Origin of the sequence: uncultured Agrobacterium sp., assembly GCF_913777885.1 — a bacterium.
GTDB lineage: Bacteria > Pseudomonadota > Alphaproteobacteria > Rhizobiales > Rhizobiaceae > Agrobacterium.
In genome coordinates this window covers 1-26,186 of the sequence record NZ_CAJYTV010000005.1, presented here as the reverse complement: position 1 = coordinate 26,186, position 26,186 = coordinate 1, and the positions used below count along the sequence as shown (strand labels likewise).

The window sequence follows — 26,186 nt, the reverse complement described above, 5'->3', positions numbered from 1 at the left end:
CACCTCCAGGGGTACTGCAAATGCGAAGGATCACGGCACGCCGTTCGCGAGCCGTGATCCAAACCTGATGCTGCTATTAGACAGCGAACAGGAGAAGGAGAGCAACGAGCAGCGAGAAGATGCCCAGAGCTTCCGTAACGGCGAAGCCGAATACCAGACGGCCGAACTGGCTGTCAGCGGCAGACGGGTTGCGCAGTGCGCCGGAGAGGAAATCGCCGAAAATACGGCCGAGAGCGAGGGACGTACCAGCCATGCCGAGGCATGCGAGACCTGCGCCGATGTACTTTGCTGCTTCCGCTTCCATATTAAGCTCCTTGAAATGGTTGTTGCGGCTGTTTTTTGACACCCGGTTTCGGTGCCAGCGACTTTACTTCTCAGTGACCACCATGCACGGCGTCATTCAGGTACATGCACGTCAGTACCGCGAAGACATATGCCTGCAGGAAGGCTACGAGAAATTCGAGAGCGGTCATGGCGACCGTCATGAGGAGAGGCAGGATCGCGCCGCCAACACCCAGAGCGCCTAGCGCGCTCATGGAGGCGACGAAGCCTGCGAAGACCTTCAGCGTGATGTGACCGGCCAGCATGTTCGCAAAAAGACGAACCGAAAGGCTGATTGGACGCGACAGGAAGGAAATGATTTCAATGGATGAAACCAGCGGCAGAAGCACAGCTGGAACACCCGATGGCGCGAAGATGCCGAGGAAATGCAGACCATGCTTGTAAAAGCCGTAGACGACGACGGTACCGATGACGAGGCACGACAGTGCGAAGGTGACGATGATCTGGCTCGTGACCGTGAAGAAATACGGGAACATTCCGAGAAGGTTAGCCGTCAGAACGAACATGAACAGCGAGAACACGAAGGGGAAGAAAACCATCCCCTTCTTACCCGCACCTTCACGCAACATGGACGCGATAAATTCGTAGGACATTTCCGCAACGGACTGCATGCGACCCGGGATCAAACCACGGTTCGACGTTGCGAAGTAGAGGAAGCCGGACGCCGCTGCGACGGTAGCAACCATGAAAAGCGACGCATTTGTGAACGAAAAATCGACGCCACCGATGTTGATCGGGATAATCGGCTGCACCAAGAACTGATGAGTCGGATCGTTTGCCACCGGCTGCCCTCTTTACCTGTTGCCGCACAAAGGCGGCACCTCGTATCTATATTTCATGGAAAGAACGGCCTCAGCCGTTTTTCTCCCCACCCTGATCTTTCCCCAGCCCGTCCTCAAGCAGCGGCGGCTTGGCCACTACCCCTGCGGACCGCAGAACATTCAACACACCCGCGCAAAAACCGAGAAGGAGAAGAATGATCATCCCCCACGGCGATGTGCCGGCAAAATGGTCCAGAAGATAACCTAGCATCGCGCCGACGATTACTGCGGAGATGAACTCGGAAGAAAGCTTGATCGCCAGTGCAAAGCCTTTTCGGCTCTCCTGTGCGTTCTGCTCCGTCCGCCTCTCCGCTGCGTCCTCCGCATGCACCTTTGCCAGTCCCTCGGCAAGACGCTTGCGCCGCTCATCCAGACTATCGTTACGGTTGCCGGTCATTTCAAATCCCGCCCTTTTCGCTCCGTTCCAGCTGCGCCAGAACCCTTTGGAGTTGTAAACGGCAGGGCTTTCAGCCTGTTCCAGCCCGCTCTGAAGTCGCGCGCAACATAGTTTTAGGGACTTCTCTAGTCAAGGCACCGTCGGCGCTTGTTTCAGCACAAATTAATGAATTAAAATCAATAGCTTACCTGACAAACACGGAATCTTCGCGCTGTTTGATGCCAGAATCGGCATTTTTGACACGAGTTTTGCAGGAAAATCCACGTGATCGTGAGAGCGCTTCCTCTTTAATGGATAGGCTCTAGCTCCAGCCGCCACCATAGGTACGGTAGAAGACGTGCAACCCGATTCTGCCGACCTTCTTCATGGACCTGCCCCAGGCCGGACGCACGTAAACGGCATGGTAATGGGTTGCGGAGCCCACTTCCTTCAGCCAGATCTTGCCGGCGGTGGTTGCCATGGCGACTTCACGCGCCATCTTCCAATGGCGTTCGGAATTAACGCGGTCCTTGATGTTGTCACAGGCAAAGGAGAACTGGCAGCGATTGCGCCAGTCCTTGTTCTGATAGACCACACCACAGATCGTCTTCGGATAGGCGGGATTGCGCACGCGGTTGAGAATGACCTGGGCAACGGCGGCCTGCCCTTTTACGGACTCGCCGCGCGCCTCGAAATAGATGCCGGAAGCCAAGCATTGCTGTTCTGCGGCTGAAAAGGCTTCGGCGGGAAGCGGGGTCGCGGCCCAGGCATGGTCATCGGAAGAGACCGGTGGAATGAAACGGCCCGTGTCCGGCTTTCTCAAGATCGCGTCAAAGGGAGATTCGCGGGCGAAATCGGGTTCTGCGGGCGCATAGGCGGTTGCCAGAATATCCGGGGTGCGATTTGTCACGAGATCCGCGAGCATCGGCGACACCGACTTGTCCGCTTTTTTCTCATCGCGACGGAAATAGAAAGACGCAAGCTCGATGTCTTTGCTCTTCTTCGGCTTAACGAAGGCGGTTCGGTCCTTACGCTTCAGCGGCTCTACATCAATCATGCTGGTGCGCTGCAAAACCGAGCCTGCAGTAAAAGCTTTGGGGGGCTGCATGACTTCGGTCGCCATCACCCTGCCCTTCTTCGCAGCACGGTTGACGCGTTCGCTATCAGGTGTCGTTTCGCGTCCGCTCTTATTGGTGACGAAAGCAACCTTGCGACCGTCCGGAAGCGTCATCCCCGCCCCGGCGATCGCGGCGGTATCGCTTGCATCATTGAAGGCCAGTGAAGCGTTGTGGACGGAACCGGCGGGAGAGTTCGTCAGCACCATGCGCCACTGCTCGCCGCCAGCATCCAGACCGGCAAGAAGAGATGCGAGATCGGCGCGTGCCGCGAGAGAGGGAAAGGCAAGCCAGGCCACGAGGCCAAAAACAACAGGCGAGGTCCACTTCTCATAGGCAATGAGGGGCCCGCGACGCGATACTTTTCTTGAACGCAAAACCATGACTCCGGACACACGCAAACAACTTGCTACACAACCGGATAATCTCTCATTAACCTTGATGCTTGGTTAACGGACACGCGGAAAGGTTTCTTGCATTCAGGCGATCAAACCTGCCCGGATATTGAAGGATCAGTGCATATGGGATCGATGGCGAGGAGACTTCGAATCTCAGTTATCGGCGTGACATGCTTCCGCTTTAAGCCTGCTTCCACCTGCAAGTGATGTCAGTAGTTCTGGTATGACGGTTTCGAACCGGTATTCGATAGTTGCTTTGGAAAACCCTTCGAGACCGCTGCAACTGACATTTCGAGCCAGAGTGATGTCCGCCGGATCGAGGTCGATGATCCAGACGGCCGCCTGGGCACGCGCGAAAGACATCGAGCGCTTTTGATCATAAACGCCGCCATCTTCGCATTCGAACTGGGGAATAGCCATGCACCGTGCTGTCGCGATCGCCGTCTCGTAGAGGGCATGGCTGATCCAGACCAGTCGTGACAACTCGATGATGCCCAACAACAGAAGAAGAAACACAGGCGCAACCAGAGCGAATTCCACGGCGCTTGCACCGTGACGTTCGACGAAAAATCTGCGAATGGCCTTGCTCACTGTGCCTGCACCATTGCACTGGCTGCGATAGTGCTACCGTTCAAAGCACCCAGCATCGAGGAGAAAGGCGCGTAATCCCGCTTTACGATGATGGCGACATACTTTCCGGCGCGTGTGCCATTCGGGCAGGCCGCGTTACAGCTATACTGAGCACCCCATTCTAAAGACGACGGCGTGCCTTTGGGACAATAGCAGGCATCAGCTCTGGCCGGCTGACCGTCGAGCGTCACCTTCGCTCCATCATTGACCGCCTGCGGGCCGTTATTGATATCGACAAGGACGTCAACGTCGTCCGATGAGTTGTTGGCAACGATAGAGACGAGATTTTTGGCCAGCGCGCCACCATTGGCACTATCGACCTGATCGACATGGGCGACCGCATAGCTCACACTTGCCGACACCGCTCCTTCGAGTTTGAAGCGCGAAAATATCAGCATTCCGATATCCGCACTTCCGACAACGATGACAGCAAAAAGCGGTATAACCAGCGCAAATTCGATTGTCGCATTGCCGCTTTTATCTTTCAAAGCAGCGCGTGCGCGACCGAGTGTCGCGAACCATCGGCCGATCCTTGTTTTCGAAAACGCGATCATTGCAGCCACGCCACCTTTCCGGCCTTGCTCAGTTGTGTGCATTGGGAGATAGCCTGGGAACCGCCTGACAGGGAAATGCTCGTTCCAATCAGTTGGAGGCAGCCACTGCTGGCATCGCCGATCTGTCCCCCGCCTCCGAACTCAACCGTGCCGTTCGGAAAATAAAATGCCCCGGAGATTTTTGCCTGGCCGCCGGACGTGATCACCGCACCTGCCTTCTTAGTGGAAGACTGCGGGCCTATAATCGCCAAATCGGCATAAGCGCCGGCTTTGGGCGCATTTAGCGTGATTGCATTGCCCCCCGTCAGACAAAAGGACTTCTTGTTACAATCCGAGCCTGATGGTGTGTCGACGCCTGAGACAATGATCGTAACGTCTTTGCCGGCTACCGCGACGTTGTCGCTGCACGATGCGCCACCGGTATTGACGGAAAAATATCCGTCGATCGTGTAGGTGCCGGAACCAAGCTTGGCACCGCCAGCAAGATTGACGTTTCCGGATATGTCGTGCTCCGCACTTGCGGGAAGCGTAAAGCAGCTGCCACCCCCGCCGCCATTTAAATCCCCGTTCAATCTGAAAATACCTTTGCCGGTGTTGGCATCCGCCATCACCGCGACAGCGCCGCCGCCCAGCGCAACGGCATTGCGGCCGCTCGATTTTCCAATCGTGTAACTATTGGAGGTGCCGAGGCCAAGTTTGAGTGATGCCCCACCACCGACATAGAAACCCGCGTCCAGCACAAATTTACTTGGGCCGCCTATCGTTATTTTTCCGGAGGAGCAGAGGCTATAGCGCGCGTCGTCGCATTTCTCGTCTCCCATACCGAAATAGAAGGCGCCTGCTCCGAACCTGAGATCAGCACCATAGACACCTTTTGCGACGGTAAATATGCCATCGCCAAATTCCAGTTTCGTGCCGTTATCGTTTTGGATTTTGCCTGAAAAATTATAGGCCGTCGATCCGCTCCCCGCGACATTGAACTTTACCTGAAGATTGCCGTGAACAAGCAGAGAGCCGGCATCGACTTTCGAACCGGCACATGTGACGTCCCACTTCTCGGTCCAGTACTGGTTGTAGTTGGCAGGATCATAACTGCACCCGATCGCTTTAAGAGCTGCCGCAGTCGTGGGTGGCGAAGACGCGCCACCAAATTCGACGTCCTGCCCGCGCGTCACCGAGGCCACCGCGGGCCAAGAGGCGTTCCTCATGATTTGAAAGCGCGCATTCAGCGCTGCCACGCCAGCGTGCTCTTCGAGCGGATCGGATGTCGGCGCGCGGGCAATGGGTGCCGGGCTGCCATCGGCCTTGACGATATTTGGTGTCCACTGGCACGGTTCCAGGGTGCCCATATAATAGGTCGCGCTCTTAGCGGTGATCTTGGTGCCGCAAGGCGCAACCAGACTATGATTGGAGGCGACGTAACAATTGGGAGCTCCAACCTGAACGCCGCCAGACAATGTCACGCCTGTTCCGCTTTTATCAAGCGCGATGATACAAGCGGCCTCCGCCGCGCCGAACGAAGCGAAAGCATCGGCCGAAATGTCAAGTGTTTTACCAACGCCGAGAACCGGCGCGAGAAACAACCTGTTCGTGGTCTTTACTTGAACACGCACCGATTGCGACGTCGGATCTTTAGGCGATGGCGTAAGAGAAACGGAAACGCTACCAGGATCGATACCGTTGAGCTTGGCAACATTCTCCGCAGCGGCTCTCATGCTGTCCTGCGAGTTGGTGTTGCCGTAGGCCAAGGCTGCTGCGTAGGATGCCAGATCTGCGATGCGCTGATTTTGGTCGCGCACTAGCAGGCCATAACCGTACTCGGTGGAAAGTGCGGCAAACCCGATAATCAGTGGCAGAGCGAGCGCCGCCATGATGGCGATCCCACCATCGCGGTTCGCGGCAAGACGAGACATGAAAGAAACACGCGTTCTCAATGTAAAAAATCTTTCGTATTCAAAAAGAGGTTCAGTAAAGGCAGCGTTATGGCGGCTTCGGCCTCATGCCATCTGGAAATAAAGTCAGATCGCTGAGTTAAAGAAAATTGTTTTTCACTCTTATAATCGGTGAATATTGACGAATATAAGTGCGGCTTGAAACAACAAGAAATGGCATCGTAGTCGAGTCGACACGTGCAGATATTTGTGCGGAAAGATACGTATTATTTATTAACAGCAGGAAAGCTAAACACGAAACAAACTTAATACGACAAATATGCCTCGAACTCGCCCATGAAAATACAACTTATAATAAAATACAATTCATGCTACAATCCAGAATATAGATTAGGATCTAAAGCGTATGAGCGAATCTGAAAGATCGCGACACGCTTTAGATCACCACATGCGATCCCAGTTCGACGACCCGGTTTGCGGGAAGGCGGAAGTAATCCGATGGATCAGCAGCGTTTTCTGCGAGAGCGATGAAAAGCCTGTTCTGCCAGCCCGGCATGCCAGACTTCGGATCGGGCACAAGTTTGCGACGACCGAGGTAAAACGAGGTCGACATGATGTCGAACTTGTAGCCCGTGCGACGCAGATAGCCGAGTGCCTGGGTGACATTCTGGGTTTCCATGAAGCCGAAATGCAATTCCACCACGACGAAGCGTTCGCTGACCTTGGTCATGGTGTAACGTTTGTCCGGATGAACGCGCGGCGTATCTTCGGTTCGGATCGTCAGGATCACGTTCTTGTCGTGCAGAACGTGATTGTGCTTGAGGTTGTGGAGCAATGCGGCGGGCGCAGTTTCGGGATCGCCGGTCAGGAAGATCGCCGTACCGGGAATGCGCACGGGCGCATGGGCGCTTTCCTTCTCTACAGAGGCGACGAAGGCTTTCAAAGGCACGTCGGTTCTACGGGTCTTCGCGAAGAGGATTTTCGATCCGCGCTGCCACGTGATCATGATGACGGTAAAGGCAATCGCCAGCAGCACTGGCACATAGCCACCATCATGGATCTTCAAGAGGTTGGCGCCGAGGAAGATCAGTTCCAGCGTGATGAAAGGCAAAACGACCAGCAGTGTCAGCGGCAGCGACCATTTCCAATGGCTGCGCGCGAACTGGAAAAACAGCAGACTGGTTACGACCATCGCGCCGGTCACTGAGATACCATAGGCGGTAGCCAGCGCATCGGAGCTTTTGAAGGTGAGAACCAACGCCACGACGCCGAAGAGCAACACGGTGTTGACCGATGGCAGATAGATCTGTCCCGTGTTGGTTTCCGATGTGAAGAGGATTTCCATGCGCGGCAGGTAGCCGAGGTTGATCGCCTGACGCACCATCGAAAACGCCCCGGTGATGACGGCTTGACTGGCGATGATTGTCGCGGCCGTTGCCAGGATCACTGCTGGTAACAAAGCCCATTGCGGGAACATGAGGTAGAAGGGATTTGACATGGTGGACTGGTCTTTCAGGACCAGCGCGCCTTGACCGAGATAGTTGAGGGTGAGAGCCGGAAAAACCAGCACAAACCAGGCCCACTGGATGGGCTTTCGACCGAAATGGCCAAGATCGGCATAGAGCGCTTCGGCCCCTGTAATCGTCAGAAAGACAGCACCGAGCACCACGAGGCCATAGAAGCCCTCGTTCATTAGAAACTCGACCGCATGGATCGGATTGAAGGAATAGAGGATCCTATAATCGTCGGAGATATGTAGAAGACCGACGAGGCCCATCACGATGAACCAAACGGCGGTAATTGGGCCGAAGAACCTGGCGACAATCTCCGTGCCGTGCGACTGGATGGCGAAGAGGCCGACGAGAATACCGAGCGATATGGGAATGATGAACTCATCCATTGCCGGCGTGACGAGTTTCAGCCCTTCCACGGCAGAGAGAACGGAAAGCGCCGGTGTGATCATGGCGTCGCCCAGGAAAAGCGCAGCACCAATCAGACCAAGCATGATGAGGAAATTGCGCCGTGCGCCGGCCGTTTTCATCAGCAGCGCCAGAAGCGAGAGCGTGCCGCCCTCGCCGTCATTGTCCGCCCTCAGGAGAAAGCTGATATATTTGATGGTGACGATGATCGTCAGAGACCAGATCATCAGCGAAATCAAGCCAATAATCTCGGCTTCCGTCAGCCCGTCCTGTGAGATCGGCTTCAAGGCTTCGCGGAAGGCGTAAAGAGGGCTGGTGCCGATATCGCCGTAAACGACGCCGATGGAGCCGAGCATGGCAGCGAACAAGCCCTTGGCTTGGTGCTCCTCCACGTCCGGCTTGTCCAGCATTTCCTTCTCAAACGGATTTGGCATGTGCATTCTAGCTCTTCAGAGCCAGCCCTTCCAACGGAAAACAATGAACGGGATGATCGCCGATATCAGCATAACGAATATTGCCAGCGGGTAACCGTAGCTCCACTGCAACTCCGGCATATGCGCGAAGTTCATTCCGTAAATGGAGGCCACCAGCGTTGGCGGCAGAAACACCACGGACGCGATGGAAAAAATCTTGATGATCGCATTTTGCTCGACATTGATGATGCCGAGCGATGCATCCAGCAAAAAGGTAAGATTGCCGGAGATGTAGGAAACGTGTTCAGAAAGAGAATGGATGTCCCGCGAAATGGAGGCGCCCATTTCTCTTGCTTCCTTGTCCTGGTGAACAACGGAAGTCGCCTGAAGGAATGACTGCATGCGTGCGAGCGAAGTCAGACTGTCGCGGACTTTAGAAGCCAGCCGATGGAAAGAGGCTATTTCAGCGATCTTGTCTTCGAGGTAGCGCGGCGCCTTGCGCTTGCTGCGGGCCTCGCCGCCGAATATTCCCTTCGCTACGTGATCGATGCCAATCACGCTATTCTCGATGATCTCTGCGGTACGATCAACGATGGTCTCAAGCAACTTCAACAGCAGAACGGCCCCGCTCGCTATCTCATGCGGCGTGCGGGTGATGGCCGCGATGAAGAGGTTGAACGACTTCGGCTCGGCGTATCGGATCGTCACCAGTCTGTTGCCCGCAAGGATGAACGCCACATCGGTCAGCTGCGGATCGGAAGAATCAGCCTTCCAGACGAGTGACGCCGTCATGAAGATATTATCGTCTTCCTTATAGAGCCGGCTGGAGGGCTCGATATCTTTCAGATCCTCACGGGTGGGAAGCTCCGTACCAAGCAGAGTCTCGACACGTTTTTCCTCGTCACGATGGGGATTGATAAGATCGATCCAGATGATGTCGTCCGCGATATGCGTAAGCTCTCTGTCCGAGGACAGGCTGATCGCCTCGCAATTCGAGCGATAGGCTTTTATCAATCAGTTTCTCCGGTCCGCGGTGCCGAATATCGTCGGCTGGTCGATCTAGCACATCATGCGTGGCGTTCGCAAACGCACGAATACGGCTGCGGTTCAGACGGCGCAGGGCTATGCTCCCAACGAGGTAAAGAATCAAGCGGTATTTTCGCTGAGCCATCCTGGCTCAAGGCCAACAAACCACCTTATACTTCAGAAAATGTCATCCAAAACAAACTATTGGTCCGATTTTTACTCGGACCCAATACTGGTGCCCTGCTTCTTATGAGCAGTTGATATGCGATCAATGCATCGATGCCGGAGCAGTTTCGGCATATTTTTCAACGCTTTCTATTCAAATACGATCTTTGGCGCGGTTCGTCCGGACCCTCTTGAGATCTCTGTCCACACCTTTTGTGCGATATCCTGATAGGCAAGCGCTTGTGGACCTTGCGGCTCGTTGACGGTGATAGGCGTGCCGGCGTCCGACATTTCCCGGATCGCTATGGTCAAGGGCACCGCGCCAAGGAACGGAACGCCAATGCGGGCAGCCTCGGCCTCGGCACCACCATGGCCAAAAATATCGTAGCGCTTTCCAGTATCGGGCGCGACGAAATAGCTCATGTTTTCAACGATCCCGAGAAGCGGCACCTCGACCTTGCGAAACATGGTGATGCCCTTACGTGCATCGATCAGAGCCAGATCCTGCGGGGTGGAAACGATGACCGCTCCTGCCAGCGGCACCTGCTGGGCGATCGTCAGTTGCACGTCGCCCGTTCCCGGCGGCATATCGAGAACCAATATGTCCAAATCGCCCCACATGACTTCGCGTAGCATTTGCATCAACGCCGACTGCACCATCGGACCGCGCCAGATCATTGCAGCTTCTTCGTCCACCAGAAATCCCATGGACATGACCTTCAGGCCGTAATTCTCCATGGGCATGATCGTGCGTCCTTCGCCCTGCTTAGGGCGACCCGAAATGCCGAGCAATCGCGGAATGGACGGACCATATATATCTGCATCCAACACGCCCACGCGCAGGCCGAGCGCCTGTAAGCCGAGAGCGAGATTGACGGCAGTGGTGGATTTACCCACCCCGCCCTTACCCGAAGCGACAGCGATGATCGCACCGATACCCGGCACACCGGCCTTTCCCTGTTGTTGTGGCGCCGGTCGCTGTGGTGCAGGAGGGGCTTTCGCTGCGGCTGCTTTGGCTGAACTACCGGGCCTGCTATTGGCCGTGAGGGCGACGACGGCGGCCTTGACGCCAGGAACAGTCAGCGTTGCTTTTTCCGCAGCCAGACGCAGTGGCTCGAGTTCATTAGCCTTTGTGGCAGGCACCGTAATGGAAAAATAGGCCTTGGCATCGGCCAGAAAGATCTCCGATACCATGCCCAGTGCGACGATGCTTTTATCGCTGCCTGGAAAGATCACCTGCTCGAGTGCCTGTTCGATCTGTCTCTTATCTAGCTCTGCCATGCCACTCCACCCAATCCGCTTCAGCAAGGATTAGATAGAGCAGCCCACGCCATTCGCCAATGTCACAACCCTTGCATTCGTCAAAGAAACACGAAGGTGCCCAGATTTCTGCGCAGGTGATAAAGATGCATCGCGTCGGTCGGAATGGAGCGTTGTGTGTGCGTCCAAGGACCTTAAGACGCGCTAAATGGTTTCAAGCGTATCCGGATCGAAAACGCGACCGTCGAAAAACGCATCGGGTCCAAGAAAAAGCGGCGCGCGATAGGCCCCGACCGGCGAGCGGCTACTCAGTGCTCCCTCCACCTTCATATTGGCCGCAGGCACGGGCGCGAATATCGGTTTCAACGCTTTGCGAAAAATGTCCGGGCGAAAGACTTCGGCGGCAGCCTGGCGCATGACCTGATCGGCGATATAATGCGCTGGGCATTCGTCCCGACGGACCATCTGGTTGAAAAACCAAAGAGCTTGGCTCTGCCATGGAAAGTTTGCCGCATTGGCGCTGAATGCCAGAAAGTCTGGACACTCGAGCAATCGTGCCGGGGAGTTGGGAATGAAGCCGGACAGGGAGGGGAGGATCCGTTCGCTCTCGCAGGAGAGATAGAGATCAGCCGCCAGAAGTTCGGCCAGCTCCTCGATATTCGCTTGCGCCGAGCACCATTCTCCCGCGCGGTAGAGCGCACGCAGTAGCGAATGAAGCGTCTGCTCGTTTTCCTCTGCCCACGCCTTCGAAACGGCAAGCGCCTTCTCCGATCCATTCTGCCAAATGTGAGATTTTGTCGTGACGATACGCCCCACTCCCTCCGTTACAACAGCGCTTCCATAGGGTTCGCCAACGTAAAAACCGTCAATGTCGCCTTTTGAGAGAAGATGCGGCATTTTTCTGGATGCGGCTTGCCTGATGGCAACATCGTCATGTCCTGCCAGGCGAGCGCTGGCTATCAGGTAGACCAGTTCATAGCTGGAACTTGAGTGTGGATGTTCCGTCGCGAACGTTAGACGCGGAAGACCCGCGTTTTGACGCGCAATCACAATGCGCGATAGTGCCCGCGAGACCGAACCAGGCTCTGGGATCTTCATGCCCTGCTCTACCAGATCATCATATAGCAGATTGCTGACGACCAGCGTGGAGCCCCCGGTCGCCAGAATGAATGGTACGATAAGATCGGTTCGCGGCTCAGGCGATGGCAGGAGGGCGAGTGATACGGGTAGAGAAGCGGAAAGATGGGCGCCATCGATGCGCTCTTGCGACCATGCGTGGAGAATATCGCTCGGGGCGCTCATTCTGATGAGTTCGAGTCCGACACCTTCGTCGGCGGCAAAGCCTTTTTCTAGTGCTGCGACGAGAATGGCGCAGTCTACGGTAGGAGAAAACGCTGCTCTGAAGCGCCGTGTTCCTGCCAAATCAGTCTCCCTCTTTGTCGAGGTGTGAAGGATCACTCACCCTGTGGCGGATAACAACAGGAAAAAGAGCATATCCCTATTTTATCAAGCCTGCACGCAGCGCCTTTGCGACGGCCTGCGTGCGGTTGACGGTATTGAGCTTCTTCGTTGCGCGATTAAGGTGGTGGTTGACCGTGTGCTCGGAAAGCGAAAGAATGTCGGCGATCTCCGCACTCGTCTTGCCCGCAGCAGTCCAGTTGAGGCAATCGATCTCGCGATCCGTCAAGGTTTCACTGACCCGCGAATCCAGACTGCGCACATAGGCGAGATGTCCGTAAAGATGGGCGGCCACGTAGAAAATTTCCGCCACTTCCGAGGGCGAGAATGACGACCTGCTGCCTGAAATGGACACGCCACCCCGCATCCCCCTCATATCCTGCACCGGACACCATATGGCATTCGTCATTTCGAAACGTCTAAACAAATCCACCAATTTCGCGCCAAGCGCAGGGCGATGCCCCTTAGAGGTGAACTCCAGATCCACGAAAAAGGGCGCGCTCGCCTTCTCTAAGGCTTTGAAAATATTACTTTTACGCAGAAGACTATTGTCGTCGTATTCCTGAAAAAGATCCGCGGGCCAACTGCTCATCACAGTGCATTGCGACAGGCTGACCAATATCGGCGTCGGTACATCCACGACCAGGAACGCCTTCATGCCCCAGCTTTCAGTAATCCTCTTCATAAACCGGAAAATGTCGAACTGGCTTTCGAGACGTAGTAATTCTTGGACGCAGTCCGCGCCCATTGGAGAAGTTTTTTCTACTCCGGCATCGAGCATTCGTACAAATCTTTATAGTCGAACTTAGTGAATGGCCTCATAGTTAGCAAAATATAAGTTTCACGCAAGCAAAAGTTGGCCCAAAAACGTCTCTCGCTGGCCTGGTTGCAACCATTTTCAAAAATAAGCAAAATTTTACCTCACGTGGACGGTGACAGCCGTATGGAGGTCTCATCGGAAATACTACGCGCGATGGCTTGCACCATCGGCGCCCATCCTTCGAGACGCTCTCTCGTCAGCCTATAGGCCGGACCGGTCACCGATATTGCCGCATAGAGGCCCTGCCTGCCCGTGTTGACAGGCACGGCGATGCATTGAATGCCTTGCTCGTGCTCCTCAAGATCGAACCCGTATCCGCGCTTGCGTATCGCGGCGATCTCCGCGAGCAGAGCGTCCGCGCTGGTCAGCGTATTGGACGTAAAGGCATTAAACGAAAAGGATCGAACCAGGCGCAACAACGCGTCCTGAGGGATTAGGGACAGCGCCGCCTTGCCGACGCCAGTGCAATATAGGGGTGAAGTACGGCCGATCTGGGAATACATGCGAACGGCGTGCTTCCCATCGATCTTGTCGAGATAGATGATTTCGCAACCGCGGACGACGCCAAGATGGACGGATTCGCCTGTCTGCTCATGAAGATCGCGCAAATGCGGTGCGGCGACGGTGCGCAGGTCGCTGGCGCTCCAGGCTTTGGCAGCAAACTTCAGCAACCTGATCCCGGCGCTGTAGGACTGATCCAAGTTCTGTTCGAGAAGTCCCTCTTCGACCAAATGCGTTAGTTGCCTGTGCAGCGTTCCACGCGGCTGACCCGATCTTTTAAGAATATCGGTGAAGCGGAGCGGCTCATCGGCCATTACCACCGTTTCAAGCAAGGCAATGGCCTTACCGAGCGTTCCGGTGGAAATATCCTTTGTTTCAGCATCGGAAGAACGGGACATGAGCGATTTTCTCGACAAGGCAAGAACTGAGCTTGACAGGAATGGGGTAAGACGATGATTATTCCATTAAATAAAACTTAGTTCCAAATAGTAGAACTTTCAACCGTCAAGTTGATATCATCATGGGCAATTGCTTGGGCCAATCGCAGGAATTTTCCAACAAAGGCGTTCTAATCACCGGGGGCGGATCAGGCATCGGCGCCTCATTGGTGGAAGCGTTCGTGAAACGAGGCGCCCATGTCGCCTTCATCGACATCGATGCGCGCACTAGCAAAGCATTGGTCGACCGGCTGTCGACGGAAAACAAAACGTCTCCGCTATTCTTGCATGCGGATCTGCGCGATCCGTCTCAGCTTGCCATCGCGGTAAGGCAGGCGGGCGACGCGCTAGGCGGGCTCAAGGTCCTCATCAACAATGCGGCGTGGGACGATCGGCATGACATCGAGACGGTCACGAGCGATTATTGGGACGCCAATCAGGCCGTCAATCTGAAACAGGTTTTCTTCGTATCGCAGGCAGCGCTCCCCTATCTTCGAAAAGAGCAAGGTGCCTCCATCATCAACTTTTCGTCTATCTCGTATTTGTTGAATATGGGCGAGCTGCCCATCTACGCCGCAGCCAAGGCAGGCATCATCGGCATGACGAAAAGTCTGGCAGGGAGGCTCGGTCCGGAAAACATCCGGGTAAACGCGATCCTCCCCGGCATGATCGTGACGGAACGGCAAAAGGATTTGTGGCTCACCGAGGAGTCCATCTCACGCACCGTCGATCGCCAGTGTCTCAAACGCACACTGACCGGCGAGGATCTGGTCGGGCCCTGCCTCTTCCTGGCGTCAGATGCCTCTGCCGCCATGACCGCACAAACAATGATCATCGATGGAGGTCTTCTCTAATGTCAAATGCCGCATTCGTTGCCGTGGACTGGGGCACGACAAGCTTTCGCCTTTGGCTGATGAGCCGGTCGGGCCATGTTCTCGCCGAACGCCGTAGCGCCGAGGGCATGACCACAGCGATGCGAACCGGATTTGCGCAAGTTCTGGCCTCTCATCTGTCTGCCATATCCGCACCGGAAGGTTTGCCGGTGATTATCTGCGGGATGGCTGGGGCACGCCAAGGCTGGATCGAGGCGGGCTATGTGGATGTTCCAGCCAATCTGTCGGAAATCATGCAGCGTGCGACGCCAGTTCCCAACCAGAACAGCGACATCCGCATTCTTCCAGGGCTTGCCCAAAGAGACGGGATCATGCCGGATGTGATGCGTGGCGAAGAAACGCATCTTCTCGGCGCGCTTTCCACCCAGTATCCTACAGGCTCTCAACTCGTCTGCATGCCGGGCACGCACTCCAAATGGGTTCGCGTCAAAGATTTGAATGTTACCCAGTTTTCGACCTTCATGACGGGGGAAATCTTCGATGTCGTCTCGAAGCACACGATTCTCTCCCATGCCATTGTCGATGCCGAGACCTTCGATGGCGATCTTCCCGCATTCCGCGATGCCGTGATCGACATCTACAATCATCCGCACATGGCAACCAATCGCTTCTTCACATTGCGGTCTGGGCAGTTGTTGCACGGACTGTCGGCAACGGATGCAAAGGCGAAGCTATCGGGAACCATGATCGGTCTGGAGATAGCCGGAGCTCATGCGAGCGCGCCGCCCGATTCCTCTGTCGTGCTGGTCGCGTCGGGAGCTTTGGGTGAGCTATACAAGTCAGCGTTTCAAGCGCTTTCCATCGATTTCACCACCATAGATGCCGATGATGCGGTTCGCCGGGGGCTGATCGCCGCCGCCACATCCATCTGGCACTGAGGAGCTTCAAGCCAATGTACGTTCCCTTCCCCGAGATGAAATATCCGCTCGTCGCCATCCTGCGCGGCATCCGCCCCGAGGAGACCGAGGGTGTCGTCAGCGCGCTTCTGGAAAGCGGGCTTCGCGCTATCGAAATCCCGCTGAATTCGCCAGATCCATTCCGGTCTATCGAAATCGCCGCAAAGCTTGCGCCAGCCGACGCGCTGATCGGCGCGGGCACCGTTTTGACGGTTGAAGACGTTGCCCGTCTGGATAGCGTCGGTGGAAAGCTGATGGTCAGCCCCAATGTCGACACGGATGTCATTATTGCGGCCCGTGAAAAGGGCATGGTGACGATGCCAGGCGTGCTGACGCCGACGGAAGCCTTGCTCGCTCTCAAAGCAGGCGCTACCGGCCTCAAGTTCTTCCCCGCAAGCGTGCTTGGACCGGCCGGAATTGCCGCGATCCGCTCCATCTTGCCAAAGGACACGCTGGTTGCCGCTGTGGGCGGCGTATCCGACAAGAACTTCTCCGATTACACCAGCATCGGCATCAAGGCGTTCGGGCTTGGAACAAGTCTGTACAAACCTGGTACGACTGCAGAGCAAGCGCGTGAACGCGCCGAAATTACCGTCAAGGCTTACGAAAGCGCACTGGGAGGTTAAGATATGGCAACCGTTCATCCGTTTCAGGGCAAGGTTCTGGACAGCACCCAATTGATGCTTGGTGAGGGGCCGAGCTTCGATCCGATCTCCCACAAGATCGCGTGGCTCAACATTCTGGGCAAGGAACTGCATGAGCTCGACCCGGTATCCGGCGACAAGACGGTCGTCTCCCTGCCCGTCATGGCAAGCGTGGTCGCTGCAATCGATGGGGAGCGACAATTGCTGGGAACGGAAAACGGACTGTTCATTCGTAACCGCGCCACTGGCGAACTGTCTCTGCATGCCGACTTCGAGCCGGGCAAACCGGGCAACCGTTCGAATGACGGCAGAGTGCATCAGAGCGGCGCGATCTGGATCGGCACCATGGGCAAGAAGGCGGAGGATGGTGCGGGAGCAATCTACCACGTTGCCAGGGGCGTCGTGACGATGCTCTTTGATGCGATCAGTATTCCAAACGCCATCTGCTTCTCGCCAGACGGCGCCACGGGCTATTATGTCGACACCAAGGTGAACCGATTGATGAAGGTCATGCTCGATCCAGAGACCGGGCTTCCCATCGGCCCTTCCAGTATTTTCATCGATCGCTCCGAAGAGGATGGCGGGATCGACGGGGCAGTCTGCGACGCTCAAGGACATATCTGGAATGCCCGCTGGGGGGAAGGCGCGGTCGATCGCTACGATCCCGAGGGTCGACATATCGACCGCTATGAGGTTCCGGCCACGCGCACGACCTGCCCGGCGTTTTTTGCTAGCGGCGCGGACAGATTGCTGGTCACTTCTGCCTGCGAAGGCCTTGAGGACGCAGAGGTCAAGGCAAATCCGCATCATGGCGCAACCTTTGATCTCGGCGTAACCGTCAACGGCAGGCTGGATGGGCTTTACAGGCTGTGATGCGCAATGCGCGCGCAACGCCGATCACGATCTTCGAGGTCGGCGCCTCAAGGGGGAAGGTCTGATCAGATCACATCCGCATCGATAAAGTTATGTTTTTCCCGCAGATAGCGGCGCGTTGAGGCGGCGTCCGCGGGGCGTCCGTAAAAATAACCTTGTCCCATGGCGCAGCCCAACCCTTTGAGCTTTTCGGCTTCGCCAGCATCTTCGATACCTTCGGCCACGACTTCAAGATCGAGGCCGTCGCACATGGCGATGATCGCCTTGATGATATGTTCCGATGGCCGATCTGTTCTGATGCGCGAGACGAAGGCGCGGTCGATCTTGACCTTGTTGAAGGTGAAGTCGCGTAGCCTGCCAAGACTTGATTGTCCGGTTCCGAAATCGTCCAGCGAGATGCGCACACCTGCCTGCTGTAGTTCTGCGATGATCGTCTGAGCGGTGTCCGCCGAACTCATGACGGCAGTTTCGGTAATTTCCAGCTCCAGCCGGCGTGGGTCGAACCCGACACAGGCGAGAATGGACAGGATATTGCTGGCGGTCGACGGGTTCATCAATTGCGCCGACGAGAGATTGAAGGACAAGAACAGTTCCCGTGGCCATGACAGCGCCGTTTCAGCGGCTTTTCGCAGCAACGCTTCGGAAAGAGCGTCGATGAAGCCGCGCTCTTCCGCCAGGGGCACGAAAACGTCAGGCGGTACGAAACCGAGATCCGTGTCGCGCCAGCGCGCCAGCGCTTCAAAACCGATTACAGAAGCATCCGCCAGCCTGACGATTGGCTGGAAATGCACATCGATACTATCGGCCATGATCGCATTTCGAAGCGCCTGTTCCAACTGCGTGGCGCGCGTCATTTCCTGGGCTATCTCGTGGGAATAGACCGTGATCTGCCCGCGTCCGCGCCTTTTCGAGCGGTAGAGGGCCGTCTCGACGCTCTTCATCAGATCGTCGAACTCCTCTCCTGCAAAAGGATGGATGGCAAAGCCGAACGAGGACGATAAACGGACGCTGCGATCGCCGAGATCGTATGGCGCCGACAACACATCCTTGAACATCTGGCCGACGCGCTCGGCAGTGCCGCGCTCGAAGATGAGCGGCAGGATGAAAGCGAACTCATCGCCTTCATGGCGCGTGACGACCGAACCGTCCATCATGCATGCCTGCAGGCGGTGCGCAACCTGGCACAGAATCTCGTCGCCTGCATGTGCCCCGAAGAGATCGTTGATCGGCTTGAAACCGTCAATATTAACGATGCCCACCGTGAAGGGAGCGGGATCGGATGCCCGTTCCGCCGCGAGAAGCTTCACCTTGTCGCGCAAACGATATTTGTTGCCCAGCCCCGTCAGCGGATCGCTATAGGTCATCGCCTGCAACTCGTGCTGGCTGATGAGCGGAAGTGTCGGCACGGACGGATTCATTCACATATCCTGAGGGCTCTATGGTGGTGCGGATTATCCGGGTTCCATCCTTAACAAAGGCTGTCCATGGGCCGACAAAATATGATTACCATCAGGAATAAAGGTCCGAGGTCATGCAAGGCGGCTTTGCGTCTGCTGGGGCAGGAAACGCTTCAGTAGCATATCGATCATGTCCGGGCTGATCGGCTTCAACATCATGTCGTCCATTCCCGCATCGAGGCAGGCCCGTCGATCACCCTCGAAAGCAAGCGGCACGACCCCGACGATGGGTGTTCTGCCTTCCGTCAAAGCCTCGATCTGCCTGATACGCCGGGTAACCTCGAAGGCGTCGATGTCGGGCAGCGTCGTGTCCATAAGCACCAGGACAGGGCTCTCCTTTTCGAACAGCGCAAGCGCTTCCTGGCCCGTAGGTGCCAGCCGGTATTCGATCTTGAAACCTTCCAGAATTTGCGAAAAGACAATCTGGTTGATCTTGTTGTCTTCCACCACGAGAACGACGGGGGCCTGTCCGTCGGCGACTTCGTCGTCCATGCCGGTCATCACAACCCAGTCGTCGTCCATGCCGCGACCCTGCTGCACGTTTCCAAGCGAGCGAAAATGGCGCGTCAGTCGATTGACAAGAGAGCTTCCGATCTCGAATTCGTCCGCAGTCATGATCTGAACCCCGAATGTCGCAGGCAGATCGAGACATTGCAGCGGTAGCTCTATATCCACGACGACGAGATCTATGCGCAGACCCATGGAATCGGCCACAGCCAGGAAGGCTTCCTGTTCCGCCATGCTCACCGCAACGGCGCAATCTACCCCGACAGCCGACAGCCGTTTGCGGGCGGCCTCACCGGCTTCAGCGTTTGAGACGACCAAAAGAACGCGACGATCTTTCAGCACTAGCGATGCTTGGTGGTTCTCGTCGTCCATATAGGAACTTGGGGTAAAGGTCAGATACTCCAGCCCCGGAATGATCCGTCTGCCATCAGGCTGCGTCACTGCAAATGCGGTGACGTCATCCATGGTTGTGACAAGGAAATGGCTGCCGGGTTTGCCGACCCTGTGCTTTCTGGTGATCACAAGGATCTGCTCGCCGGTCAGCAATGTCACAAGTTCAGGCAGGACGGCGGGAACGCCAGTCTCTAGAACCTGCTTGTCGATCTCATCGATCGAGGCGGCAAGAGCCTGCGCGTGAATATCGAAGACGGTGCGACCCAGGATCAGATCGGGCGAGGTTTCGATAAGGGAACATCCTGCTTTGTTGACGGCGGAGTAGACCCGGTTGCGATCCTTGACGAAGATCGACAGCGGCAAATTATCGAGAATTTCTTCGGTTATCTGCACTCTGGAGACATCGGCACGCCAGTGCTCCTCGCGCCTCTTCTGTTCGGAAATGTCCGATATGGCGCAGATGCAGAACCCGGATGGTATCCGGCGCTTGGTGAAGCGCAGCCACTTGTCGGCTGGTCGCTGCTCCAGCGTTTCGGAACGCTCCGACCAATGGCAGGCCAGCTTCCTGGCAATCCATTCGTCCCGGTCGATCCGTGTGCCGCGCGACACACCCTCGCCAAATCCGGCGCGATCGTAGAAAGCGCCCAGGACATCCTTCAACCTCGATCCAAGGGCAACATCGCCTTTATCGATCGGCAGCAAAGTGAAAATGCGCTGACTGACGAAAACAAGACGATCATCACGATCGTAGATCAGAAGCGCTGCTGAAATTGCATCGCTGACGGCATCTAACAGCGCAGTTTGAATGGCCACGCCATCTGGCGCTAAATCATTCATGACAATTTCCTATACACGTCTCCAGAACGCGCTCAACTCATCGTGAAAATCCGCGACGGCAAAAAGCTTCAGTTTTTATGGAAACATGCAGGCAAACTGCTTGAGAAGTCTTTCCAGGTCATGCAGGCGGCGCCCAGCGCTTCCGTTCTGCACTTGTCAGCCACCTTGGAAAGGGGATTGTGTCGATCATTCAAGCATCAACAGTCTTAGCGAGCCAAAATTAAGGACGTCTTAAATTACGATAAAAACCTTCATGAGGAAAAACGAACTGAAGGGCTCTCTATGAAAGATCGCAATTTCGCTTTCGTCCGGGCAACGAATCCGCGACAATGAACCAATGTCAATCAAGCAGCTTTCAGAAACACTGATCAACCAGATCGCCGCGGGTGAAGTCATCGAGCGCCCGTCGAGCGCGGCGAAGGAACTGATCGAAAACGCCATCGACGCAGGAGCGACGCGGATCGAGATCGCAACCGCCGGTGGCGGCAAGGGGCTCGTGCGCATCACCGACAATGGATGCGGCATGTCTGCGTCCGATCTGGAGCTTGCAATCCGCCGCCATTGTACGTCGAAGATCTCGTCGACGCTCGACGACATCCGCACACTGGGCTTTCGCGGCGAGGCGCTGCCCTCCATTGGTTCGGTTGCCAAGCTGACTATCACCAGCCGAGAGCACCGGGCAAGCGAAGGCGCCATCATTTCGGTCAGCGGCGGCAAACTGCTGCCGGTACGACCTGCCGCTGCCAATACCGGCACGATCGTCGAGGTGCGCGACCTGTTCTTCGCAACCCCTGCCCGATTGAAATTCCTCAAGACCGAAAAGGCAGAAGCGGCGGCGATCACCGAGATCGTCAAGCGGATGGCGATCGCCTTTCCCCATATCCGTTTCGTGCTGTCCGGCACGGATCGGTCAACGCTTGAGTTTCCATCCACCGGTGACGATCATCTGGCGCGCATGGCGCAGATCCTTGGAGCCGAGTTCAAGGATAATGCCATCGAGATCGATGCCGTGCGCGAAGACGTAACGCTTTCCGGTTTTGCAGGCGTTCCCACTTTCAACCGGGGCAATTCGGCGCATCAATACGTCTTCGTCAATGGTCGCCCGGTACAGGACAAACTTCTCCTGTCGGCCATCAGAGGCGCTTACGCTGAAACGGTCCCGCACGGCCGGTATCCTGTCGCGGTTCTTTCGCTGACCCTCGATCCGGCGCTAGTGGATGTCAATGTGCATCCGGCCAAATCCGATGTGCGCTTTCGCGATCCAGGCCTCGTGCGCGGATTGATTGTCGGCGCGATCCGTCAGGCGCTTGCGCGTGAGGGAGATCGCGCCGCCACTACGGGCGCTTCGCAGATGATGAGTGCTTTCAGGCCGGGTTACAGCCCTTCAACGGTCAGACCGTACTCTTCCCAGGCTTGGACGCCAACCAACTCCCCTTCCCGGCCCCTTCAGATGTCTCACGACATGGCTTTTCGCGAGCCAGCGCAAGCGCAGTTCGTCGATATAACCATGCCCACGGCCCGATCCGACATTTTCACGTCGCGGGAGGAAGAAACCATCGCCGTCTCAGAGCCTTCACGCTATCCGCTCGGCGCGGCGCGTGCGCAGGTTCACGCCAATTACATCGTCGCCCAGACCGATGACGGGCTGGTGATCGTCGATCAGCACGCCGCGCATGAACGTCTCGTCTTCGAGGAAATCCGCAAGGCGCTGCATGCGAAGCGACCTGCCTCGCAGGTGCTCCTCATCCCTGAAATCATCGACCTGCCGGAAGAGGATTGCGACCGTCTGATGGAGCATGCGCCGGGCTTCGACAAGATGGGACTTTCGATCGAGCGGTTCGGGCCGGGCGCGGTTGCGGTTCGCGAGACCCCTGCGATGCTGGGAGAGGTCAACGTGCAGGGGCTTGTGCGACAACTGGCCGATGAAATCGCCGAATGGGATACGGCAAGCAGCCTGTCCAGCAAGCTGGAATACGTGGCCGCAACCATGGCCTGCCACGGATCTGTTCGATCCGGACGGCGGATGCGTCCAGAGGAGATGAATGCGCTTTTACGCCAGATGGAAAACACGCCGGGGTCCGGCCAATGCAATCATGGACGACCCACCTATATCGAACTCAAACTCGCCGATATCGAAAAGCTGTTTGGCAGAAGTTGAGCGCACGGGGCGAACTGAATATGACGTTCGACGTAGCTATGCGGCCGCACCGATGGTCACATGTGCAAGATCTGACCACTAGAATTGCAGGCTGTGTAGGAATAGAGATCGCATCCACATATGAGAAGACCGAGGAGACGGACGCGGATGAACAGATTTGACGGCGGGCTGCGGGAAGCGAAGATCGAATATCTCGATGGGGACCTGCGTGTCATCCAGAGCGGCTCCTACGTGGTCTGCGCCATGACGGGTGCTCAGATTCCGGTCGATGAGTTACGCTACTGGAGTGTCGTGCGTCAGGAGCCCTATGCCGATGCGGCAGCGTCGGTCGAGGCGGAAAAGCGCGCGGGTGCTTTACCGAACCAGAAACGGGCTTGAGCCCGGTATTTCCGGCGCCACTGCATACATCATTATTGCGAGAGATTTCAAATGTTCGGATATGTCGTTGGCCTGCCTGCCTTTGCGAGCTATTTCGCGGTGGGTCTTTTTGCCTACGCGGTCTTTGCCAGCGTCTATACAAGACTGACACCCCATGATGAAATCGGGCTCATCCGCTCGGGCAATCTCTCCGCAACCATCGCTTTTCTCGGTGCCCTGGTCGGCTTTGGTCTTCCCATGGCATCGGCAGCAGCGAACTCCGTCAATATAGTCGATTTCATTATCTGGTCGGCTATCGGTATCGTCGTACAGATCCTCGCTTTCTACATTGCCCGCGCCAGCCTCCCCGGGATCCATGACAAGATCAGCCGTGGAGAGATGTCCGCAGGCGTTTGGGGCGGCGGAATCGCGCTTATCATTGGCATTCTCAATGCCGCCTGCATGACATACTGAGGAGACTTCGCATGAAAAGACGCATGCGAAGCCATGCACGGCCGATGCTGTCATTGGGAACCATTACCGTCTCGAGCCTTGCTCTGGCGAGTTGTGGCGAGCAGTCTCCGGATGCCTTCGTCTTCAAGTCCCCTCAGCAATGCGTTATGAGCGGGATCGGCGCAGATGTCTGCGACATCGCCTTTCGCGATGCGATGAAGGACTACGGCCAGAACGCGCCGCGTTTTGCAGATCAGACGGCCTGTGAAGCAAGTTTCGGCAGCGATCTTTGCACGCGCTCGGCTCGGAGTCCACAAGACACCGCCCCGTTCATCCCGGTGCTGACCGGGTTTTACCTGTCGCGCAGCGTTCGCTCCATGGCGGATTACGATGCGGACCGAAAACGCCAGGAGGAAGAGGAACAGGCGCCTGAAAGTTCCGGCGGTGGGGGGAGCACCGGCGGCGGATCGTTCCGTTTCGGTAGCGGTTCGGCGGTCTACAAGGACCGTCGCGACACCGCTATGGTCGCACGCAGCAAGGCAGGCGAAGGCGGAAGCAACGCCTACCGGCTTCTCAGCAATGTCAGCTACGGCGTTCCCGAGACGACGGCGCGCAGCGGGTTTGGCCATTGGGATTCGTCGAGGCATTACGGCAGTTGAATGAGGCGCATCTCCCTTCACGAAAGACCTGACTGGCGCGAACAGGCACGATCCGTCGGCTTTGGCTTTCATGAGATGTATGGAGAGCCGTATTGGGTGGACGATGCTGCCTATGTTTTCGGCTTCGATCAGATCGAAGAGCATATAGAAGGACCGTCGCAAGAGCTTCATGAGATGTGCATGGATCTCGTCGCCGATGTCATCGAAAGCGAGGAGACGCTCGAAAAGCTCCGCATTCCGGAAGAGATGAGAGATGCGGTCCGACAGTCGTGGGGACGCGGCGACCGCCATCTCTACGGACGGTTCGATCTCGCTTACACGGGTCAAGGACCCGCCAAGCTTCTCGAATATAATGCCGACACTCCAACCTCGATTTTCGAAAGTGCCTACTTTCAATATGACTGGCTGACCGATCGCATTAACGCAGGCGTACTGCCGGAGGGTGCGGACCAGTTCAACTCTCTTCAGGAAAACCTGATCGAAGCGTTCGGTCATTTTCCGACGACCAGCATCTTTCATTTCTCTGCCCTGCTCGACAATGAAGAGGACCGCGGAACGACGACCTATCTGATGGACTGCGCCATGCAGGCCGGCCATCAAGTAGAACTCATCGACATACGCGATATCGGTGTGGATCGCGCAGGTCGCTTCACCGATCTGAAGGATCGCTTGATCGAGCGGTGTTTCAAGCTCTATCCTTGGGAAGTGATGTTCAACGAGCCGTTTGCGGCCCATCTTCGACATGCCAGCGGCATTTTTGTCGAACCGATGTGGAAGTCCATCCTGTCCAACAAAGGTATCCTTCCCTTGTTGTGGGAGCGTCATAGAGGCCATCCGAACCTCCTTGAGAGCTACTTTGCCGGAGATTGCGAGGCACAGAGCCTCGCCGATTATGTGAAGAAGCCCCTCTTTTCTCGAGAAGGCGAAAGCATCTCCCTGTTTGAGGGCCAGCGACTGGTCGCCGAAAACCCCGGCATCTACGGCGCGGAGGGCTATGTCATTCAGGCAATGACGCCGCTCTTCGATGTGGATAATGTTCACGCCATTCTCGGCAGCTGGATCGTGGGCGATGCAGCGTGCGGCCTGAGTATCCGCGAAGATGAAAGCCGTATCACCACCAACCTTTCGCGCTTCGTGCCACATGTCATCGTCGACTGAGGACGGCGATATCCGGATCCCAACTTTGTCGGCCCATTTTCGGAACCATCAGGAGCCCGCCAGGTTCGGTGTGCCGTGCTATGACAAGCACCAACATTTGGGAGATACACATGGCAGAGAAGAAGCTCGACGATCTTTTCTATGATACGCTGAAGGACATCTATTTTGCGGAACGCCAGATATTGAAGGCGCTCCCCAAAATGGCGCGCGCAGCCAGCAGCGACAAGCTGAAAGCGGCATTCGAAAAGCACAAGGAAGAAACTCAGGGCCAGATCGAGCGCCTCCAGGAAATCTTCGAAATCATCGGCAAGCGCGCCCAGGGAAAAACTTGTGAAGCAATCCAAGGTACCATCGCCGAGGGCGAAGAAATCATGGAAGATTTCAAAGGAAGCCCAGCGCTCGACGCATGCTTGATCTCGTCGGCGCAGGCGGTCGAACACTACGAGATGGCGCGTTACGGCACGCTCAAAGCCTGGGCGCAGCAGCTCGGGCACAAGCAGGCCGTCCAGTTGCTTGATGCGACGTTGAAAGAAGAGACGAAGACAGATGACGACCTCTCTTTAATGGCGACCGAGTCCTTGAACGCAGCCGGCAAGAAAGCCGCCTGACATCATTCCAGTCATGCAAAAAGCCGGAGCACTCGCTCCGGCTCAGACTGCTGACAAACCCCTGGCGCGAGCTGGGGGTTTATGATTCATTGGGACATGTTGAAGAAACCTGCTCCTGAACAGACTGCTCTTGAGATGGTGACGCTCGATAGCCTGGTCCCTAAAG

24 protein-coding genes and 1 pseudogene are annotated in these 26,186 nt (G+C 56.3%); 10 read left to right on the top strand and 15 right to left on the bottom strand.

Going from position 1 to position 26,186, the window contains the following annotated elements; all coding sequences use genetic code 11:
• Positions 1-76 precede the first annotated feature (76 nt).
• The 13 genes and pseudogenes from QZ869_RS04350 to QZ869_RS04290 form a co-directional block, all read right to left on the bottom strand.
• Complete coding sequence (locus QZ869_RS04350) at positions 77-304, bottom strand: F0F1 ATP synthase subunit C (RefSeq protein WP_027673924.1); 228 nt, start codon at positions 302-304, stop codon at positions 77-79.
• Between the two features lie 70 nt (positions 305-374).
• Entirely contained in the window at positions 375-1,124 is a 750-nt protein-coding gene (locus tag QZ869_RS04345) for a F0F1 ATP synthase subunit A (RefSeq protein WP_296016793.1), read from the bottom strand.
• A 70-nt stretch (positions 1,125-1,194) separates the two neighbouring features.
• Positions 1,195-1,560: an AtpZ/AtpI family protein gene (locus QZ869_RS04340; protein WP_296041431.1), complete on the bottom strand. Its 366-nt coding sequence runs from the start codon at positions 1,558-1,560 to the stop codon at positions 1,195-1,197.
• Between the two features lie 301 nt (positions 1,561-1,861).
• Entirely contained in the window at positions 1,862-3,037 is a 1,176-nt protein-coding gene (locus QZ869_RS04335; RefSeq protein WP_296102682.1) for a cell wall hydrolase, read from the bottom strand.
• A 168-nt stretch (positions 3,038-3,205) separates the two neighbouring features.
• Entirely contained in the window at positions 3,206-3,643 is a 438-nt protein-coding gene (locus QZ869_RS04330; RefSeq protein WP_296102680.1) for a TadE/TadG family type IV pilus assembly protein, read from the bottom strand.
• Positions 3,640-4,236, bottom strand: a complete 597-nt coding sequence (locus tag QZ869_RS04325) for a TadE/TadG family type IV pilus assembly protein (RefSeq protein ID WP_296102760.1) — start codon at positions 4,234-4,236, stop codon at positions 3,640-3,642. The genes QZ869_RS04330 and QZ869_RS04325 overlap by 4 nt, the downstream gene beginning before the upstream one ends.
• Entirely contained in the window at positions 4,233-6,149 is a 1,917-nt protein-coding gene (locus tag QZ869_RS04320; RefSeq protein WP_296102676.1) for a pilus assembly protein TadG-related protein, read from the bottom strand. The genes QZ869_RS04325 and QZ869_RS04320 overlap by 4 nt, the downstream gene beginning before the upstream one ends.
• A gap of 415 nt (positions 6,150-6,564) precedes the next feature.
• Positions 6,565-8,400 (bottom strand): annotated as a pseudogene (locus tag QZ869_RS04315) (potassium transporter Kup); the annotation flags it as partial.
• Positions 8,401-8,496: 96 nt separating this feature from the next.
• Positions 8,497-9,474, bottom strand: a complete 978-nt coding sequence (gene corA, locus QZ869_RS04310) for a magnesium/cobalt transporter CorA (RefSeq protein WP_296102674.1) — start codon at positions 9,472-9,474, stop codon at positions 8,497-8,499.
• Positions 9,475-9,801: 327 nt separating this feature from the next.
• Positions 9,802-10,932: an Mrp/NBP35 family ATP-binding protein gene (locus tag QZ869_RS04305; protein ID WP_296102672.1), complete on the bottom strand. Its 1,131-nt coding sequence runs from the start codon at positions 10,930-10,932 to the stop codon at positions 9,802-9,804.
• A 183-nt stretch (positions 10,933-11,115) separates the two neighbouring features.
• A complete protein-coding gene (locus QZ869_RS04300) occupies positions 11,116-12,333 on the bottom strand; it encodes a CmpA/NrtA family ABC transporter substrate-binding protein (protein WP_296102669.1) in 1,218 nt (405 codons plus the stop codon).
• Between the two features lie 76 nt (positions 12,334-12,409).
• The gene (locus QZ869_RS04295; RefSeq protein ID WP_296101153.1) at positions 12,410-13,150 is read right to left on the bottom strand and encodes a LuxR C-terminal-related transcriptional regulator; all 741 of its coding nucleotides are present in this window, start codon (positions 13,148-13,150) and stop codon (positions 12,410-12,412) included.
• Positions 13,151-13,290: 140 nt separating this feature from the next.
• On the bottom strand, positions 13,291-14,088 hold the full coding sequence (locus tag QZ869_RS04290) for an IclR family transcriptional regulator (RefSeq protein WP_296101154.1): 798 nt from the start codon (positions 14,086-14,088) through the stop codon (positions 13,291-13,293).
• 122 nt (positions 14,089-14,210) lie between these two features.
• On the opposite strand from QZ869_RS04290, the gene QZ869_RS04285 reads away from it, so the two are divergent.
• The 4 genes from QZ869_RS04285 to QZ869_RS04270 are packed head-to-tail and all read left to right on the top strand — an operon-like array spanning position 14,211 to position 17,433.
• Positions 14,211-14,981 carry an SDR family NAD(P)-dependent oxidoreductase gene (locus QZ869_RS04285; RefSeq protein ID WP_296101155.1) on the top strand — a complete coding sequence of 257 codons (771 nt, stop codon included), beginning with the start codon at positions 14,211-14,213 and terminating at the stop codon, positions 14,979-14,981.
• Positions 14,981-15,898 carry a 2-dehydro-3-deoxygalactonokinase gene (locus tag QZ869_RS04280; protein ID WP_296102667.1) on the top strand — a complete coding sequence of 306 codons (918 nt, stop codon included), beginning with the start codon at positions 14,981-14,983 and terminating at the stop codon, positions 15,896-15,898. Before QZ869_RS04285 ends, QZ869_RS04280 begins: the two co-directional genes overlap by 1 nt.
• 14 nt (positions 15,899-15,912) lie before the next feature.
• The gene (locus tag QZ869_RS04275) at positions 15,913-16,542 is read left to right on the top strand and encodes a 2-dehydro-3-deoxy-6-phosphogalactonate aldolase (RefSeq protein WP_296101157.1); all 630 of its coding nucleotides are present in this window, start codon (positions 15,913-15,915) and stop codon (positions 16,540-16,542) included.
• Between the two features lie 3 nt (positions 16,543-16,545).
• Positions 16,546-17,433, top strand: a complete 888-nt coding sequence (locus tag QZ869_RS04270) for an SMP-30/gluconolactonase/LRE family protein (RefSeq protein ID WP_296102665.1) — start codon at positions 16,546-16,548, stop codon at positions 17,431-17,433.
• Positions 17,434-17,498: 65 nt separating this feature from the next.
• Here the strand turns inward: QZ869_RS04270 and QZ869_RS04265 are convergent, their stop codons facing one another.
• Positions 17,499-18,851, bottom strand: coding sequence for an EAL domain-containing protein (locus tag QZ869_RS04265; protein WP_296102663.1), 1,353 nt, complete (start codon positions 18,849-18,851; stop codon positions 17,499-17,501).
• A gap of 111 nt (positions 18,852-18,962) precedes the next feature.
• On the bottom strand, positions 18,963-20,627 hold the full coding sequence (locus tag QZ869_RS04260) for a response regulator (RefSeq protein WP_296102660.1): 1,665 nt from the start codon (positions 20,625-20,627) through the stop codon (positions 18,963-18,965).
• A gap of 337 nt (positions 20,628-20,964) precedes the next feature.
• On the opposite strand from QZ869_RS04260, the gene mutL reads away from it, so the two are divergent.
• From mutL to QZ869_RS04230, 6 genes are all read left to right on the top strand, one after another.
• Positions 20,965-22,785, top strand: a complete 1,821-nt coding sequence (mutL, locus tag QZ869_RS04255) for a DNA mismatch repair endonuclease MutL (RefSeq protein WP_296102658.1) — start codon at positions 20,965-20,967, stop codon at positions 22,783-22,785.
• A gap of 147 nt (positions 22,786-22,932) precedes the next feature.
• Entirely contained in the window at positions 22,933-23,163 is a 231-nt protein-coding gene (locus QZ869_RS04250) for a DUF2093 domain-containing protein (RefSeq protein ID WP_296016831.1), read from the top strand.
• Positions 23,164-23,214: 51 nt separating this feature from the next.
• A complete protein-coding gene (locus QZ869_RS04245) occupies positions 23,215-23,616 on the top strand; it encodes a DUF350 domain-containing protein (RefSeq protein WP_296041467.1) in 402 nt (133 codons plus the stop codon).
• A gap of 11 nt (positions 23,617-23,627) precedes the next feature.
• Entirely contained in the window at positions 23,628-24,254 is a 627-nt protein-coding gene (locus QZ869_RS04240) for a DUF1190 domain-containing protein (RefSeq protein WP_296102656.1), read from the top strand.
• Entirely contained in the window at positions 24,255-25,412 is a 1,158-nt protein-coding gene (locus QZ869_RS04235; protein WP_296102655.1) for a glutathionylspermidine synthase family protein, read from the top strand.
• A gap of 110 nt (positions 25,413-25,522) precedes the next feature.
• On the top strand, positions 25,523-26,020 hold the full coding sequence (locus QZ869_RS04230; RefSeq protein WP_296102654.1) for a ferritin-like domain-containing protein: 498 nt from the start codon (positions 25,523-25,525) through the stop codon (positions 26,018-26,020).
• Positions 26,021-26,186 lie beyond the last annotated feature (166 nt).